The sequence below is a fragment of the Pseudomonas granadensis genome, from assembly GCF_900105485.1.
GTDB classification, from domain to species: domain Bacteria; phylum Pseudomonadota; class Gammaproteobacteria; order Pseudomonadales; family Pseudomonadaceae; genus Aquipseudomonas; species Aquipseudomonas granadensis.
This window is the reverse complement of record NZ_LT629778.1, coordinates 1,327,905-1,344,461: the sequence shown is the minus strand read 5'-3', so window position 1 is coordinate 1,344,461 and position 16,557 is coordinate 1,327,905. Positions and strand designations below refer to the sequence as shown.

Annotated in this window: 10 protein-coding genes; all 10 read right to left on the bottom strand. The window is 61.0% G+C overall.

All coding sequences use genetic code 11. The features are described from left to right. Positions 1 to 5: 5 nt before the first annotated feature. Positions 6 to 1,076 (bottom strand): class I SAM-dependent methyltransferase, encoded by a 1,071-nt coding sequence (locus BLU52_RS05945; protein ID WP_090282337.1) that lies wholly within the window; start codon positions 1,074 to 1,076, stop codon positions 6 to 8. After that, positions 1,073 to 1,924 carry an NAD-dependent epimerase/dehydratase family protein gene (locus BLU52_RS05940; protein WP_090282336.1) on the bottom strand — a complete coding sequence of 284 codons (852 nt, stop codon included), beginning with the start codon at positions 1,922 to 1,924 and terminating at the stop codon, positions 1,073 to 1,075. Before BLU52_RS05940 ends, BLU52_RS05945 begins: the two co-directional genes overlap by 4 nt. After that, positions 1,921 to 3,147 carry a class I SAM-dependent methyltransferase gene (locus BLU52_RS05935; protein ID WP_090282335.1) on the bottom strand — a complete coding sequence of 409 codons (1,227 nt, stop codon included), beginning with the start codon at positions 3,145 to 3,147 and terminating at the stop codon, positions 1,921 to 1,923. The genes BLU52_RS05940 and BLU52_RS05935 overlap by 4 nt, the downstream gene beginning before the upstream one ends. After that, positions 3,144 to 3,704, bottom strand: coding sequence for a dTDP-4-dehydrorhamnose 3,5-epimerase family protein (locus BLU52_RS05930; protein ID WP_090282334.1), 561 nt, complete (start codon positions 3,702 to 3,704; stop codon positions 3,144 to 3,146). The genes BLU52_RS05935 and BLU52_RS05930 overlap by 4 nt, the downstream gene beginning before the upstream one ends. After that, on the bottom strand, positions 3,701 to 4,783 hold the full coding sequence (gene rfbG, locus BLU52_RS05925) for a CDP-glucose 4,6-dehydratase (protein ID WP_090282333.1): 1,083 nt from the start codon (positions 4,781 to 4,783) through the stop codon (positions 3,701 to 3,703). The genes BLU52_RS05930 and rfbG overlap by 4 nt, the downstream gene beginning before the upstream one ends. Beyond that, positions 4,765 to 5,538, bottom strand: a complete 774-nt coding sequence (rfbF, locus tag BLU52_RS05920) for a glucose-1-phosphate cytidylyltransferase (RefSeq protein WP_090282332.1) — start codon at positions 5,536 to 5,538, stop codon at positions 4,765 to 4,767. The genes rfbG and rfbF overlap by 19 nt, the downstream gene beginning before the upstream one ends. Before the next feature lie 1,601 nt (positions 5,539 to 7,139). Next, positions 7,140 to 9,074: a calcium-binding protein gene (locus tag BLU52_RS05910; RefSeq protein ID WP_090282330.1), complete on the bottom strand. Its 1,935-nt coding sequence runs from the start codon at positions 9,072 to 9,074 to the stop codon at positions 7,140 to 7,142. A gap of 153 nt (positions 9,075 to 9,227) precedes the next feature. After that, positions 9,228 to 12,815, bottom strand: a complete 3,588-nt coding sequence (locus tag BLU52_RS05905) for a glycosyltransferase (protein WP_090282329.1) — start codon at positions 12,813 to 12,815, stop codon at positions 9,228 to 9,230. A 109-nt stretch (positions 12,816 to 12,924) separates the two neighbouring features. Beyond that, on the bottom strand, positions 12,925 to 14,493 hold the full coding sequence (locus BLU52_RS05900; RefSeq protein ID WP_090282328.1) for a flagellar hook-associated protein 3: 1,569 nt from the start codon (positions 14,491 to 14,493) through the stop codon (positions 12,925 to 12,927). A 13-nt stretch (positions 14,494 to 14,506) separates the two neighbouring features. Then, positions 14,507 to 16,552, bottom strand: coding sequence for a flagellar hook-associated protein FlgK (gene flgK / locus BLU52_RS05895; RefSeq protein WP_090282327.1), 2,046 nt, complete (start codon positions 16,550 to 16,552; stop codon positions 14,507 to 14,509). Positions 16,553 to 16,557 lie beyond the last annotated feature (5 nt).

Here is a 16,557-nt window from a genome sequence, read left to right as displayed (position 1 = left end):
AAGGGTCACTGGAACGAAGCGCTGTCGACGGCGTGATAGACGTAGCGTCCACCGGTCATCCGCTTGATCTCTTCGAGGTAATTGGAATTCATCACAAACAGGTTGGCGCCTTCGGGCAGCGTATCCATCGCCTCTTGGGGCGAAGACACACGCGCACCGCTCAACGGCAAATAACGCCCCTGCTTGGCCGGGTTGATATCGACCACGCGGTCCACCGCCACCCCGGCACGTTGCAGGAACAGCGAATAGATCACGCCTTTGGACGAAGCGCCCCAGATCGCCGAGCCCTGCTCGGGGGCGGATTGAATGATCTGCACGGCGCGGTCGAGGCTGGCGGTGAAGCCATCCGGCAACGTCAGCCGCGGCACCGGTTGTTCCGGGGCGAGGCGCAACGTCGCCAGATCAGCGACGATGTACAGGTATTGGCCACCGAACAGATGGCCAGCCTCATGTACGGTGCCGAACAGACGGCGCAGGTCATCGAGGCGGAAGTAATTGACGTGCTCATAGAACAGGTCGAACCAGGCCTTGTGTTCGAGAATCCAGTCGAAGCACGGCACTTCGATGTAGATCTGCCCGCCCTGATTGGCCTCGGCGATCACGGCGAGGAAGCTCACCGGGTCCTGGATGTGTTCCAGCACATGGCGCAGAACGATCGCATCGGCGGCCAGCCCAAGGCCGCGAGTAAACGGCGCCTTGATCACGTCGGCATTTTCGCCTTCGTACGCCGGGTCGATGCCGGTGACCGAGTAGCCCAGGCCCTTGAGCAGTTCGAGGAAATAGCCCTTGCCGCAACCGACCTCGATCAGCTCCTGGCCCTTGAAGTGCCTGGCGATAATGCCTTCGACGTCATTCAAGTGCTTCTGGAACTGGCCGGAATGCGCCTGCTCGTTCTGGTAATCGGCGTCGTAGCTGAGCTTGTCGGGCTCGAACGCGGCATTGAAGATCAGACCGCTGCGCGCGTCCTGTACCAACAGCATGTCGGCGCTCGCCGACGCCTGCGCCGACGCTGCGTCAGCGAAGGTACGGTTCTGCAACACCGGCAGGTCGGTGACCCGATACAACTCGTGCCTCATTGCGGCTCTCCCAGTAACTGTTGCAAGCGCTCGGTCACCGCCCAGAACGCCAGCGGTTCGTGGCTCGGATAGGGGTAATGGCCGAGGTTCAATTGGATCGTCGCGCCGCGTTCGCGCAGACGCTGCTCGACCAGCGAGCGCACCGACACTGCTTGGCCACTGGCGCAATTGATTACGCCATTGAAATCGTGTTTTTGCAGGATCGCCGCAAGGTAACCGGCCGCGTTTTCAATCGGCAGGAAATCGCGCAACTGCTCACCGGCCGACATGTTGAACGACGGTTCAGCAGCATCGATCGCCCGGTCCAGTGCCGCGAGCAGGCTGTTGGGGTTCTGCCCTTCGCCGTGCAGATAGAACAATCGCGCCCATTGCAGGGTGAACGGCCGTTCCTGCTGCAGATTCTGCAGAAACAGGTGCAGCGTATGTTTCGCCAGACCGTACGGGTTACTCGGGTGTGGCTCGGTTGTTTCACTGAGCGGGCCGCTTTGCATGCCATATTCGAAGCAGGTACCTGTGACCAGAACCTGCTTTACGCCGGCCTCGACCGCGCCTTTGATAAAGCGATAATCGGCCATCAGGTTGTGCTCAAAATGGAACAGCGCCCGATAGTTCGGCAAACCCGGCCAGGCCAGATGCGCCAGGGCATCAATGCCAGCGGTTAACGCGCTGACATCGAGGTCAGCAGCATGAATATCCGCGGCAATGAACTCGACGTCGTCGATCCACGGCATGCCTTGCGCCGTTTGTGCATTGCGCGCCACCGCGCGCACTTCGCAGCCGCTTGCCAGCAACGCGGCAACCAGATGCCGACCGACAAACCCCGTGGCGCCCGTAACCAGAAGCTTCACAGCACTTTCAACTCAGGCACGGCGATCACGAAGCGCCCGTCCCACTGACGAACCTGCGCCAGTTGCTGACTGACTTCGTGCAGCAGGTTCCACGGCAGCACCAGCACGTAATCCGGCTTCTCGATATCGATCTGCGCCGGAGCCACGATGGGAATGCGGCTGCCCGGCAGAAATTTGCCCTGCTTGTGCGGGTTGGCATCCGCTACCCAAGCGAGCAAGTCAGGCTTGACCCCGGCGTAATTGAGCAAGGTATTGCCTTTGGCCGCCGCGCCGTAACCGACCACCCGTTTGCCATCGGCCTTGGCCTGTAACAGAAAGCGCAGCAGTTCATGTTTGATGCGTTCAGCGGCGGGCGCGAGCGTCGCGTAGTACTCGGCGGTTTTCACCCCGGCATCGAGTTCGGCTTGCAATTGTTGCTGAACGGCCGGTTGTACCGCGCGGCGTTCGCCGTCCTTGCGCTGTACGAACACCCGCAGCGAGCCGCCATGGGTGCTCAACTGGCTGACGTCGAAAACTTCCAGGCCATTGCGCTCGCACAACGTCTGCACGGCGGTCAGCGACAGGTAGGAATAATGTTCGTGATACAGCGTGTCGAACTGCGCGCCGGCCATCAGCGTCAGCAGTTGCGGAAATTCGAACGTGGCGACGCCGCTCGGCTTGAGCAGCGTGGCGAAACCACCGAGGAAGTCGTTGATGTCCGGTACATGGGCGAGCACATTGTTGGCCGCCATCAGGTCGGCACCCCAGCCTTCGCTTTGCAGTTTTGCAGCGGTGTCACGACCGAAGAACAGTTCACGAATCTCCAGCCCCTTCTCGCGTGCCGCCTGCGCGGTGCTGCGGGTCGGCTCGACGCCCAGGCAAGCGATGCCGCGTGCATCGACGTATTGCAGCAGGTAACCGTCGTTGGCGGCGACCTCGACGACGCGGCTGTCTTCATTGAGACCGAAGCGTTCGACCATCTCGCCGACATAACGCTCAGCGTGGGTCAGCCAGGTACTGGAAAACGAACTGAAATAGGCGTACTCGGCGTCGAACAGGCTGTCGGCGCGGGTGTAATCCTCGGTCTGTACCAGCCAGCATTGCTGACACACGGCGACTTTGAGCGGCACCCACTGCTCGGCCTGCTCCAGGCGATCGGCATGCACGTAGGCATTGGACGGTGGCGAGGTGCCGAGGTCGATCAGCGGCAGGCTCAGCGGTGCAGCGCACCCACGGCAGTTCATAGACGCACTCCAGCAAAGTGTTGATCGAGCGCGGGATGGCTGGAATCCCGCGCTGACAAATTATTGACAGGCAGCGGCCAGGCAATCGCCAGCCGCGGATCGTTCACCGACAGACCGCCCTCATGCTCCGGCGCGTAATCGGCGCTGTGCAGGTAAAGCAGTTCGGCGTCTTCGCTGAGGGTCTGGAAACCGTGGGCGAACCCCGCCGGTATCAACAGACTGCGGCCATCGCCCGCCTTCAAGTGCTCGGCGTGCCAGTCCAAAAAGGTTTCCGAGTCAGGACGCAGATCCACCGCGACATCCCAGACTTCACCGCGCAGGCAGGTGATCAGTTTGGCTTCCGGGGCGTTGGCATTCTGGTAATGCAGCCCACGCACACTGCCCTTCTCGCGCGTGCAGGAATGGTTGATCTGGCGGATGTGGAACGCGCTGCCGAACGCACTCAGACTGCCCTCGCAGAACAGCCGGGCGAAGTGCCCACGCTGATCTTCGAAGCGCTTGTGCTGGACGCTGAACAGCCCGGCCAGTGGCAATGCCTTCAGGGAGAACTCGCTCACAGCACGCCTCGGTACAGCTTCAATTGGCCGAGGGTGACGTTGCGCATGTCATCGCCGTTCTGCCACGCCAGATGCCAGTCGAGGGTCTGGGTCAGGCATTGCTGCAAGGTCCAGCGCGGTTGCCAGTCGAGCAACTGGCGGGCGCGACTACTGTCCAGACGCAGCAGGCCGGCTTCATGCAGTTCGCTTTTTTCGATGCGTAGACCACGCGCCTGCGGCCAGCGGCTGGCGAGCAATTCGACGACTTCGCCGACGCTGCACATATCCGCTTCACCCGGGCCGAAGTTCCACGCACCGGCATATTCCGGGCCTTGTTCATACAGGCCAGCGGCCAATTGCAGATAACCGGCCAGCGGCTCCAGCGCGTGCTGCCACGGGCGCACGGCTTGCGGGTAGCGCAAGGTCACCGGCTCGTCTGCGCTCCAGGCCTTGAGCACGTCGGGAATCAGTCGCTCCGGGGCAAAATCACCGCCGCCCAGCACGTTGCCGGCACGCGCGGTGGCCAGGGCCAGGCCATGCTCGGCGTGCTTGTCCGCCGGGAAGAACGACGCGGCATAGGACTGCGCCAACAGCTCGCAACAAGCCTTGCTGCTGCTGTACGGGTCGTGGCCACCGAGGGCTTCGTCTTCGCGATACGGCCACAGCCATTCCTGGTTGGCGTAGACCTTGTCGGTGGTCACCAGCACACAGGCGCGTACGCCACCAACCTGACGAATCGCTTCGAGCAGGTTCAGCGTGCCCATGACGTTGCTCGAATAAGTGCCGAGCGGATCGCGATAGCCTTCACGCACCAACGGCTGAGCAGCCAGATGCAGGACGATTTCCGGCTCGGTGTCGGCAATGATTTCCAGCAAGGCGCCGAGATCGCGCAGATCACCGCGCTGATCGTTGATGCCCTCGCTGACCCGCGCCAGTTGGAACAGGCTCGGCTCGGTCGACGGGTCCAGCGAAAAACCGCTGACTTGCGCGCCGAGGCTTTGCAGCCACAGGGTCAGCCAGCTGCCTTTGAAACCGGTGTGTCCGGTGACGAGAACGCGCTTGCCGCGCCAGAAATTTGCACTCAGGCCCATTGCTTCCATGGGGCCTCCCCGCTCTGCCACAACGCTTCGAGATGATTCTTGTCGCGCAGGGTGTCCATCGGATGCCAGAAACCCTCGTGTTCGAAGGCTTTCAACTGTTCGTCCGCGGCCAGACGCGCCAACGGCTCGGCTTCCCAGGTAGTGGCGTCATCGGCGATGTACGGCAACACCTTTGGCGAAAGCACGAAGAAGCCGCCGTTGATCCAGCCGCCATCGCCGCGTGGTTTTTCCGTGAAGCCCAGCACTTGATCGCCCTGACGCTCAAGGGCGCCATAGCGGCCCGGCGGCTGCACGGCAGTGACGGTCGCCAGACGACCGTGGGCTTTATGGTAGTCGACCAGTTGAGCAATGTTGATATCGGAAACGCCATCGCCGTAGGTGAAGCAGAACGCCTCTTCGTCCTGCAGGTAACGGCCGGCGCGCAACAGACGGCCGCCGGTCATGGTTTCCTCACCGGTGTCGATCAGGGTGACGCTCCACGGCTCGCTGTAGTTCTGGTGCACGTCCATGCGATTTTCGCGCATGTTGAAGGTGACGTCGGAGGTGTGCAGGAAGTAATTGGCGAAGAAGTCCTTGATCGCGTAGCCCTTGTAGCCCAGGCAAATGACGAAGTCGTGGATTCCATGGGCGGAATACTGCTTCATGATGTGCCAGAGAATTGGCTTGCCGCCGATCTCGATCATCGGCTTGGGCTTGAGGTGCGACTCTTCGCTGATGCGCGTACCGAGGCCACCCGCCAAAATTACTGCCTTCATCGTCTCCCCTCTTGTTCTGCACCGGGCTGCGCATGGCTTTGTTGAGCGTTGCGGGCCTCGCGGCGACACCTTTTGCCGTTCCGGGCGCAGTTGAAATAACCGCGAGCGCTCGTTTTATGGCGATTTGAGGGGGACTTGCAGGAAACGCGCCAGCTCCAAAATCGCTGGCAACGATGAACACCAAGCCGGAGCAAAATCCAAAGCCCCTCACCCTAACCCTCTCCCAAAGGGAGAGGGGACTGACCGAGGTGGATGCGAGGACTACGCCGACTCGAAATACCGAGTCGAATACAAATTTCAAATCCAACCAAAATCGGCTCCCTCTCCAGGGGGAGAGGGCTGGGGTGAGGGGCAGCCACACCACAATCCGAAAGCCAACCACCCGCCTCTAACCACTCAACAATGAGCGTTAGCTCGAGTGCTTTCGATCTTGCGTCACCGGCGACGTCGGAAGGCTGAGCACAGGGATTGATCCGGCCGTGGGAGCGCAGCGACCGTCTGGCGCAGCCAGATACAGCGGGAGCGGCAACGAGGAACACCACGATCCGTACGGTCAGCCAGCCGACAGGTGAGAGATCGAAAGCAACGTCAAAAGCCCCTCACCCTAGCCCTCTCCCAAAAGGAGAGGGGACTGACCGAGATGGATGCGAGGACTACGCCGACTCGAAATACCGAGTCGAATACAAATTTCAAATCCAACCGAAATCGGCTCCCTCTCCCTCGGGAGAGGGCTGGGCGGGCGGCGTTCCGATGAGGGGCAAATCCACCGAAAATCCCAAGCCATGCGGCGCTTCTAACCACTCAACAATGAGCGTTAGCTCGAGTGCTTTTGATCTTGCCTGACCAGTGACATCGGAAGGCTGAGTGGAGGGATTGATCCGGGCGTGGGAGCGCAGCGACCGTCTGGCGCAGCCAGATACAGCGGGAGCGGCAACGAGGAACACCACGATCCGTACGCTCAGCCAGCCGACAGGTGAGAGATCAAAAGCAACGTCAAAAGCCCCTCACCCTAGCCCTCTCCCAAAAGGAGAGGGGACTGACCGAGGTGGATGCGAGGACTACGCCGACTCGAAATACCGAGTCGTACGCCAACTTCGAAGCCAACCGAAATCGGCTCCCTCGCCCTCGGGAGAGGGCTGGGGTGAGGGGTAGCCACGCCACCAATCCAAAGCCAACCACCCGCTTCTCACCACTCAACAATGAGCGCCAGCTCGAGTGCTCTTGATCTTGCGTCACCAGCGACGTCGGAAGGCTGAGCGCAGGGATTGATCCGGGCGTGGGAGCGCAGCGACCGTCTGGCGCAGCCAGACACAGCGGAAGGAGGTGCAGCGAAGCAAACCGTAGCCGCTGCGCCCGGATCGATCCCGGAGCGAAGGGACCCGAGCCTGCGAGGGCCGAACGCAGGAGCAAGCGTTTTGGGTTACCTTTTTGGCGTTTGAAAAAGGTGACTCGCCGTAAGGGCGAAACCGCCATAAGCCACACCCGAAGCAACGGATATTCACCCAAAACACCAAGAGCCTGGTCGGCCCAGAGGCCGCCAAGGCCAAAACAAAAAAGGGACGAACCCAAAGATTCGTCCCTCTTCTCAAAGCCCCCGACAACTACCCGAACATCGCAAACCCATCCCCCCCAACAGGCAGTTCAAAGAACTGACCATCCGCCGTCTGAACATGCTCGATGGTCGCAAACCCCGCATACCAGTCCACCAGCCGCACACCATTGTCCGGCACGCCACTGCTACCGTCATTGGCACTGTGCAGATACACGTCATCGCCCACACGGGTCACGCTCAACTGACTGGCGTCAGCGATCGCGTTCAGGATCAGCGTGTCATTGGCATCCAGCCCTTCATCCTTGATCGTCACCAACGCAGATGTGTTCACCACATAGGTATCATCGCCCTGCTCGCCAAACCCGCTGCTGCCCACGCTCGACGGGCCGGCGCCGTTGAAAATCAACACGTCATTCCCCTGCCCACCATAGGCCACGCCCCGTCCGAGGGTAATGTTGTCATTGCCTTCATCGCCACTGACCCAGGTAAACAGACCGTCGCGCGCAGCGATGATGACGTCATCGCCCAAGCCACCGAACAAGGTGTCGGACTGCCCGGCTGCATCGAGACCGGACGCCAGACCACCGTAGATATGATCGTTGCCTTCGCCACCCTGAATCTGGTCGTCACCACCACCGCCTTCAAGGACGTTGTCGCCCCACTCACCCTCCAGAACATCATTGAACTGACTGCCGCGCAGGCCTTCGATGTCGATGTAGACGTCATGGAAGGCGATACCGCTCTGCGCCCCCCATTTCAGCGAGGCGCTCAAGCCTTCAGCACTGTCGTCATAGCTGACGATGTCGATACCGGCGCCACCTTCAAAGTTATCGGCCCCCGCCCCGCCCAGCAGCACATCGTTCCCGGCCCCGGAAACGATCGTATTGTTCTCGTCATTGCCGTAACCGGTGAAATCGCTGCTGCCGGTATAGGTCAATCGCTCAACGAACGCACTCAGCCTCAACTCCGACAGGCTGGTGTACACATGGTCGGTACCGCCCATGAAGCTGTCGTCTTCTTCAACAGTCACACCGGTGCTGTTGATCGTATAAACGTCATCACCGATACCGCCAGCTACCTTCACACCGCTGGCGTTGACGACAAAACGATCGGCGCCTGAGGAACCGATAACCTCTTCCACGTTGGTCAGCGTGTCACCTGCAAGGTTGCTGCCATTGCCGATCACGACATTGGCTACGTCGAAGGCGTAGCGGTAACTCACAGTGTCGTAGCCCTGCGCACCATCGATACTCATCGAGTCCTTGTGACGATAAATCACATCATCGAAGCCCGAGCCCTGAAGCGCTTCGATGCCGGTGAAAATATCGCCATAGGCGATGGTAAGGCCGTCGTAGTTGGTGAAGTCTTCGACTCGCACCCCTTCAAGGCTGTCGCTGTAGCTGACGGTGTCGTAACCGTCGCCCCCAACGAAATGATCGGCACCGTCACCACCCCACAGCCAGTCGTTACCGGCACCCGCGATGATCTCGTTGTCGGTGTCACTGCCGTAAGCCTTGAAATCACCGGTACCGGTGAAGGTCAGCTTCTCGACGAAGCCAGCCATCTTGATGCTGTTGAGGCTGGTGCGCAGTTCGTCGTAGCCACCCCAGTCTTCCTCGACGATGGTCACGTCTTCGGCGCTGACGATGTAGACATCGTCACCGCTGCTGCCTTCCAGCGTCACGCCGGCTACCGAACTGCTGAACGTATCGTTGGAAAAGGTGCCGACGATCTTCTCAACGGACACCAGCGCATCGAGCTTGCCGTCGGGGCCGGTGACGGTGGTCGCACCCTCGGCCAGTTCGACGTTGATTCCAGAGGTTATTGCGTAGTAATTCGCCGTGTCGAAGCCGTCCCCGCCATCAAGCTCATCCGATCCCGTACTTGCCAGCAGGACATCATCCGACTCCAGTCCATAGAGTTGGTCATTGCCGTCGGTGCCCAACAGGACGTCCGCTTCACTCGTTCCATTCACGACTGTCATCACATCTTCCTTGCGTTGTTGTTGAAACCGGATCCGTCAGTGCGGGCATTGCCTGTCCAGCGCGCATTCCCTCGCCTGATCGACTCGAACAAATCGTTGAACCTGGAAAAAAGGCGACCCGAGAGATCGCCTTTCAATGAAGCCCTGCGCAGATCAATCCGCCAGCCAGCCGTATTCCCAGTGCCGCAGGTTATCGCCGCGCAGCACGTAGTCGCGCAGCACCACTTCACGCAATTCATCGCCCATGCGATAGCTGGCATCCGGGTCAGCCAGGTGCATACGGATCGCTTGCAGCCACTCATCGGTCGTGTTGGTCTTGACCCGTGTGCACGGCAAGTAGCCGCGATAGGCCTCGGTGTCGGTGCAGACCACCGGGTAGCCGCAGGCGCCGTATTCCAGCAGGCGCAGGTTGCTCTTGCAGTCGTTGAAGATGTGAAACTCCAGCGGTGCCAGAGCCAGGTCAAGGTTCAGGCTGGCCAGTTTTGCCGGGTACACATCCAGGGGAATCACACCGTGAAATTCGTGCATGTACGGCAGCAAGTCATCCGGGCACATGCCGAAGAACACCCAGTCGACTTCGTTGGCCAGTTCGCGCACCACCTCGGCAATCACCGCCAGATCGCCATGGTGACTGGTGCCGCCGCCCCAGCCGACACGCGGTTTTTTCGAGGTGCGGCGCTGGCTGCGCAGGTGCCCCCACAGATCCTTGGCCAACATGTTCGGCACTACGCGAATGTCGTGATGCATGTCCGATAGCGCGTTGGCCAGGGGCGCGGTCGAGACCACCACGCGATCGCACAGGCCGATCGCCCGGCGCACCATGCGCTCCATGTCCGACTTGCCCGGCATATTGCGAATATGCGCATTGCGATGGGGAACATCGATCACATAGTCATCGAGCTCGAAAATCCGTCGGGCATTGAAGAATTTCTTCAGCGGCGGGATTTCATCGATGGCGTGCTCCGAGTAACGCCCCTGCAGAACGATCACATCGGGCGCCTGGCGCTCGATATCAATGATCGACGGCAAGCCGTAACAGATGCGCCCTTCCACGCGGTTGGCTGCTTCCAGCTCGATCATCGGCTGGCTCATACGGTAATGGCCGATGGCAGAAGCGTTGATCGGGACCGCGAGCACGTTCGGCAGTTGTGCCTTGGAGAAGGCACTCCAGCCGGTACGCAGGCCCGGTTCAAGACTGAAGTTGGTGGCGCCTACGCCCTGCAACGTCAGGTTGACGTTATAGGCCGGATCGCGCGCAACCAATGGCAGCCAGCGCTGATAAAAGGTGTCCTTTTCCTCGGCGTGCTGCGTTTCCTCTGCCGGCGTCGCCGCCGTACCTGGCCGCGCGCCCACCGCCAGTACGGCGTGCGGGTTCATCACCACCAGATATCCGTCGCGGCCAATGCGCAGACACAGATCCACGACACTGAGCGTTTGCTTGAAATCCTGCTCGTCCAGACCGCCGGCCGCTTCGAATACTGATTTGCGAATCATCAGGCAATCGCCACCGACCGCGCTCAGGTCATGCACAGCCTGCAGCCGGTGCATATACCCATCCGACTGCATCGGCTGGCCGTAGAACGGCAGTCCCGCCGGCCCGTTCAGACCGAGGATGAGACCGGCGTGCAGCACGCCACCGTCCGGGTTGAACAGCTTGGCGCCAACCACCCCGACTTCAGGGCGTTGTGCATGATTGAGCAGTTCGTCGAGCCAGTCGGCCTGGGTGATCACCGCAAAGGCATTGAGCAGCAGCACATACTCACCGCGCGCCTGGCGTGCGGCGAAGTTGTGCACGGCAGCGGCATTGTCCTTTTGCGCACACCGCAGCACGCGAATCCGGTCGCTGCCCAGCTGCGCCATGCCGTCAAGCCACGCCAGCGCTTCGGCGCTTTCGCTGCCGTTGTCGACCAGGAGCAATTCATACTCGGTGTAGGCGGTTTTCTCCAGCAGCGTTTCGACACAGCGCTGCAAGGCGGCCGTCTGGTCCTGAGTGACGATGATCACCGACACCAGAGGGCGCTGCGCGTGGCGGTAGTCGACACGATTGAGCAGCCCGTTCTGGCGGACTTCATGAGCAATGCCTAGGCGCTGCAGATGCGCCTCGAGAATTCGCGGACTTTGCTCCACCACACCAGGCTCGGTGAGCCATTGCGACAGGTCGAACTTGGACTCCAGCAGCACTTCAGCGACGTGGCCAATGACGTGCAGGCCATCGCTTTCGGCCATCCGCCAGAGCAGGTCGTGTGGCGCCAGTTCGGCGAATGTTGGCGCAAACCCACCGAGCGCAAGGAAGCGTTCGCGCTGGAATGCCAGCGCTCGGCCGACGTATGGATAACTGCGCATGAGGTCGAGGTTGAAGTCCGGTTTGAACGCCGGTTCCGCCGATTCGCCGTCGCGCAGGCTGCCTTCATCGCTGTACAGACACGTCAGCGACCGCGAATGCGCGATGCGATCGGCCATCACCAGCAATGCCGGCGCCACCGGGCGATCTCCCGGTTGCAGCAGGTAGAACCAGTCGGCGCCTTCGAGTTGCGGCAACAGCGTATTGATCTGCTCCAGACCATCATCCTGCAACGGCATGTGAAACACTCGATCCTGCAACTGCGCTTCGGTACAGGCTACGGACAGTACCAGCACCAGCTCCGGCGGATAATCCTGGGCAGCGAGCGCTTGCAGGGTGCGCTCGAGCCCGTCGCGGCTACCCTGCGCATCAATGACGATCGGCACGATTCTCGGCTGCTGCGGCCAGCCTGCAAGGGTTTCCGGCAACCATTGGCGCTGCGTCTCGGTCAGCACCCGACAGGCCAGCCACTGCGCATAGAGCTCGCCGAAACTGAAGCTGTCGACACCCACACCCATTTCCTGGCGGCTTTGCTTGGTACCCAGCGTGCGGCTCAGCGGCAGTTCGTCCCAAACGCGCGGCGACTCGTCGGCCCTGGTCAGTCGCACATAGCGAACCCAGCCCTTCGCGGGTGCCGACTCGCCGCTGCGCACTTTGAGCATTTGCGAAAGCCACTCGCGCTCAACCTCAGCAGCATCCTTCATCGGTTGCTGCGCGCTCAACCGCTCAGGGTAAAGTCGCTCGGCGCTCAGAACATTGTTGGACGTCACCATGTTGCCGCGTCGCAGCAGACAGACATACAAGGCAAAATCCAGGGTCGCAACGAAGCATGCACCCTCTTCAGTGAGCGCCGGCAACAGTTCGGCGACATCGGCACGCCGGAACAACGCACTGCTGAAGCCGCCGAGGACGTTGACCGGGAACTTCTCGAAAATGCTCAGCACATCGTCGCCTTTGAGCAAGGCGCTCACGGGTGATAGCGAGCTGTTTTCCAAACGGGCCGGCAGAATGATGTCGTTGGCGTCCCACAGCAGCCGCTGAGCGATCACCAGACTGACTTCTTCGCGCTGTAACTCCTGGGCTTGCTGTTCGATGCAGGCCGAATAGAGCAGGTCATCGTCACACAGGAATTTGATGAACTCGCCGCGCGCCTGCTCGAGGCAGACCTTCAGATTGCCCACCAGCCCCAGGGTCTGCGGGTTGCGAACGTAGCGCACCTGGGCCCCGGTTTGCTCGCTGACCAGGCTGACGATGTCCTTGATCTCGTCACCACGACTGTCATCGCACACGACGATGTCGAGATTGCTGTACGTCTGGCTGACGGCACTGTTCAACGTCCGCTCGAAAAAACGCGGATTGAACGCAGGAATGGCAATGCTGACGAGGGGGAGTGAATTCACGGCGGGCTCACAGGCGGTGCGAGCCCGCTCGGAAAAGCGAGCCCTTGATACCGCAAAAAATCATTAACAGAGGGACAAGGTCAGCGGGCGCTCGCACGCCCGCCCACCGTCAGATCTTGTTGAACAGACCCAACTGGCTGATCTTGCTGAACGCCAGCTGCGAGGCCTGCAGCATGGTTTGCTGCAAGGTCAGGCGGGTCATGACTTCGGCCGGATCGGAATCGCGGATCGAGCCTTGGGTCGTGGTGTTCGCTGTGCTCAGGCTGTCGTTGGTGATGGCTTGCATGTCCAGCGCCTGGCCGCGCGCACCGATGGTGGTGACGGCGGTGCCAATCTGATTGGCGGCCGCGTCGATGTTGCCGAGGCCCGCTTCCATCGCGCCCTGCAGTTTCTGCTTGGCAACCGGATCGCCATCGACCGGGGTGTTCAGCGCCGTGATCATCTGGCCCAGGGTGTCGAGCACGTTCTGGGTCTGGTGATTGTTCGGCTGGATCGAGAACTGATCGCCCGTCGCCGGCGTACCGCCCAGTGCGAAGGTGACGCCGGCAGCGGTCGCGTTGCCACCGACGACGGTGCCCGAAGATACCGGCTTGCTGTCAGCCGTCACCGGTGCGGCGTACAGATCGAAATCGGTAGCGCTGGTGAACTTGAGGACTGCCCCGCCCTGCGGGAATGCGGCGGTATACGCGGCCTGGTCGGTGATAGTCGAACCGGTGATCACCGACGTCGAGGTATTGCCCGGGCTGCGCGTGGTGGTGAACGAATCAGGCGTGCTCGACAGCTGGAAGCTGTGCCCGGCAATGACTGCGTCCGGGTTGGTGTCGCCGGCCTTGAGGTTGACGTTCAACTTGAGGTCAACGCCACGGAAACTGACGGTCTGGTTAGCGCCGCTGCTGTTGCTGATCAGGCCGTTCTGGCTGGCTTCGGCGGTGACGTCATTACCCAGGGCATCGGTGATTTTCAGCTGAGTGCTGCTGACAAAATCGATGGTGTACGGCTGCCCGGCGCTGAATTTGGCATCGTAGCTGGCAGCAGTGCCGACGGTGCCGTTGGACAGCACGACACGGCCGTCATCCACAGCCGGTGCGGTCATTTTGGTGTTGGTGCGACCGGTGTTGATGGTCTGCTGGAAGGCGTCCCAACCGGTGGTGTTGGTGCCGACAGTCATGCCGTCGCCAATGCCCAGATTGATGGTGGTCTGGTCGCCGTTGTAAGTGAAAGTGCCGTCGGCATTTTTCGAGTAGGGCGCGGTGTCGGTTTTCGAGCCGGAGAACAGGTAGTTGCCGTTGGCGTCCTTGGCGTTCATCAGGCCCAGCACTTGTTGCTGGATCTCGCCCATTTCCGAAGCGTAAGCCTGGCGGTCCTTGTCGGTGATCGTGCCGTTGTTGGCAGCCAGCGCAAGCTCTTTGGCACGCGCCAGCGCCGTGGTGATCGAGTCCAGCGTGGACTCTTGCACGTTCAGTGCACTTTTGGTGGTGTCGACGTTGGTCTTGTACTGATCGAGCATCGCGGCCTGCTGGCCCAATTGCAGCAAGCGCCCTGCCCCGATCGGATCATCGGCGGCGGTGTTGATGCGCTGCAGGCTGCTCGCCTCGCTAGCGGTGGCAACGGCCTTGTTGAAGTTACGCTGATAGTCCGAAGCTTGCGTTCCGTAATACTGAGCGGTGGAAATGCGCATGAATTACGACTCCTTAAAGGCTGTTGATCAGCGTGGCGAAAGTTTCCTGCGCAGCTTTGATGATCTGCGAAGACGCTGTGTAGTACTGCTGGTATTTGACCAGGTTGCCGGTTTCTTCATCCAGGTTGACCCCGGACAACGAATCGCGAGCGCCCTTGGCGTTGTCCAGAATCGCGCTGGTCGCAGCGCTGTCGGACTTGCCCTGGGCGGTCTTGGTACCGACGTTGGTCACCAATTTGTTGTAGGCGTCAGTCAGGCTGATGCCCTTGCTCGCCGAACCCGTGTCGACGCTTTGTGCGGTTTGCAGGCCGACCAGCGCCTGCGCGTTACGGTTGTCCGAAGACGCCGCACCGGTCAGGTTCATGGTGAAGGTCTCGCCGGATTTCGGCGTGCCGCCCACGGTGGTCTGCACGGTGAAGGTTTTCTGCACGTTCGGCGTGACAGTCGTGTCCAGCACCGGGTTGCCGCTGGCGTCGACGATGCCGACTTTCAGATTCAGGGTGTTCGACTGGCCCGGAACGATGGTGCCGGTGCCGATGGTCGCGCCTTTGGCGTCCACCAGGTTGTACGACTGGCTGCCGCCGCTGGTCGCGCCGAATACCAGTTTGACCGGCGTCGAATTCTTCAGCGCCGCCTGCATGTCGGCCTGGGCGGTCGGGTTGTAGATGTCGATCTTGTCGCTGAGCGTCGGCTGGGTGTAAGTGCCCAGACCGTTGGCGCTGGCCACGCCGGTTAAAGGACCGGCCGCAGCGATTTTCTTCGGATCGGTGAGCACCGTCTGAATGCTTGCGGCTGCGTTGCGAGTCGGTGTGACCTTGAACGAGTCACCGGCGCTCAACGCACCGCCGTTGAGCGCGAGGGTGAAACCGTCGATCACGGGCGGCGGGTTGGTCGTGGTGCTGAATGCACCCATGTCCGTGCCGTCGGAGCGCTTGACGGTGTAGTCAGTAGCACTGGTGAACGTGACCTGGTAATCGCTGGTGGTCAGCTTGCCGGTATCCTTGATGGTCACATCGAGGTTGCCTGAACCGGCGCTGTTGCCATCTTTGGCAATGCTGCGCTGGCTGATCAGTGCGGCACTGTTGATGTTGTTGAAAATCGCCGCGCCGAAGTCACCGTTCTTGTCGATGCCCTGGGCTTGCTGGCGGTTGATCTGATCGGCAACCACCAGGGCCACTCGGCCCAGCTCGTTGAGCGACGGGTCGAGGACTTCCTTGCGATAGGTCAGCAGACCGCCGATTTCGCCACCGCTGATCACCGAGGTGATGTCGATGGTGCTCGAGCCGCGGTCCATCTGAATGGCCATGCGCGACGGATCGTCTTTGCTGGCAACCATGCTCAGGGTGTTGGTGGTGTTACCGATCACCAAGGGCTGGCCGCTGCCGACGTAGATATCGAAACTGGTGCCGCGCTCAACCACTTGGGCGCCGGTCAGCACCGACAGTTGGCGCACGGCTTCGTTACGGCTGTCGAGCAGGTCGTTCGGCGCGCCACCGCTGGTGGAGATCTCGCCGATCTTCTGGTTCAGGTTGGCAATCGAGGTCGCCAGCTTGTTCACCTGGGCGGTCATGTCGCCCAGGCTGCCGTTGATCGTGGTGTTCTGGTCGTTGAGTTGCTTGGCGATGGTATTGAAACGACTGCTCAACGCCTGCGCACCAGTCAGCACCGATTGGCGCGAGGTGTCATCGGTGGCCGAGGTCGACACGCCCTGCAGCGAAGTGAAGAACTTCTGCAGCACGCCGGTCAGGCCGGTGTTGGTGTCGGACAGCATCGCGTCCAGCGGCGTCGCCTGCTTGAGGAAAGCAGCGGATTCGCTGTCCAGCGAAGTCGCCGTATGCAGCTGCGATTCCAGGTACGAGTTGTACACCCGGCGCACGTCGGCCAGGGTCGTGCCGGTGCCGATGAACACGGTGCCGTACTGCTGCGACGACTTGGTGCCCTGTACGGTTTGCTGACGTGAATAACCGGCGGTGTCGACGTTGGCAATGTTGTTGCCTGTCGTGGCCAGAGAGGACTGGCTGGCCGACAGTCCCGACATCCCGATATTGAGCAAACTCATGGTTC

Coding starts and splice junctions, on each gene's coding strand:
- BLU52_RS05900 (WP_090282328.1), bottom strand. CDS start 14,493: ATGCGCATTTCCACCGCTCAGTATTACGGAACGCAAGCTTCGGACTAT.
- rfbF (WP_090282332.1), bottom strand. CDS start 5,538: ATGAAGGCAGTAATTTTGGCGGGTGGCCTCGGTACGCGCATCAGCGAA.
- BLU52_RS05910 (WP_090282330.1), bottom strand. CDS start 9,074: ATGACAGTCGTGAATGGAACGAGTGAAGCGGACGTCCTGTTGGGCACC.
- BLU52_RS05945 (WP_090282337.1), bottom strand. CDS start 1,076: ATGAGGCACGAGTTGTATCGGGTCACCGACCTGCCGGTGTTGCAGAAC.
- flgK (WP_090282327.1), bottom strand. CDS start 16,552: ATGAGTTTGCTCAATATCGGGATGTCGGGACTGTCGGCCAGCCAGTCC.
- rfbG (WP_090282333.1), bottom strand. CDS start 4,783: ATGGAAGCAATGGGCCTGAGTGCAAATTTCTGGCGCGGCAAGCGCGTT.
- BLU52_RS05935 (WP_090282335.1), bottom strand. CDS start 3,147: ATGAACTGCCGTGGGTGCGCTGCACCGCTGAGCCTGCCGCTGATCGAC.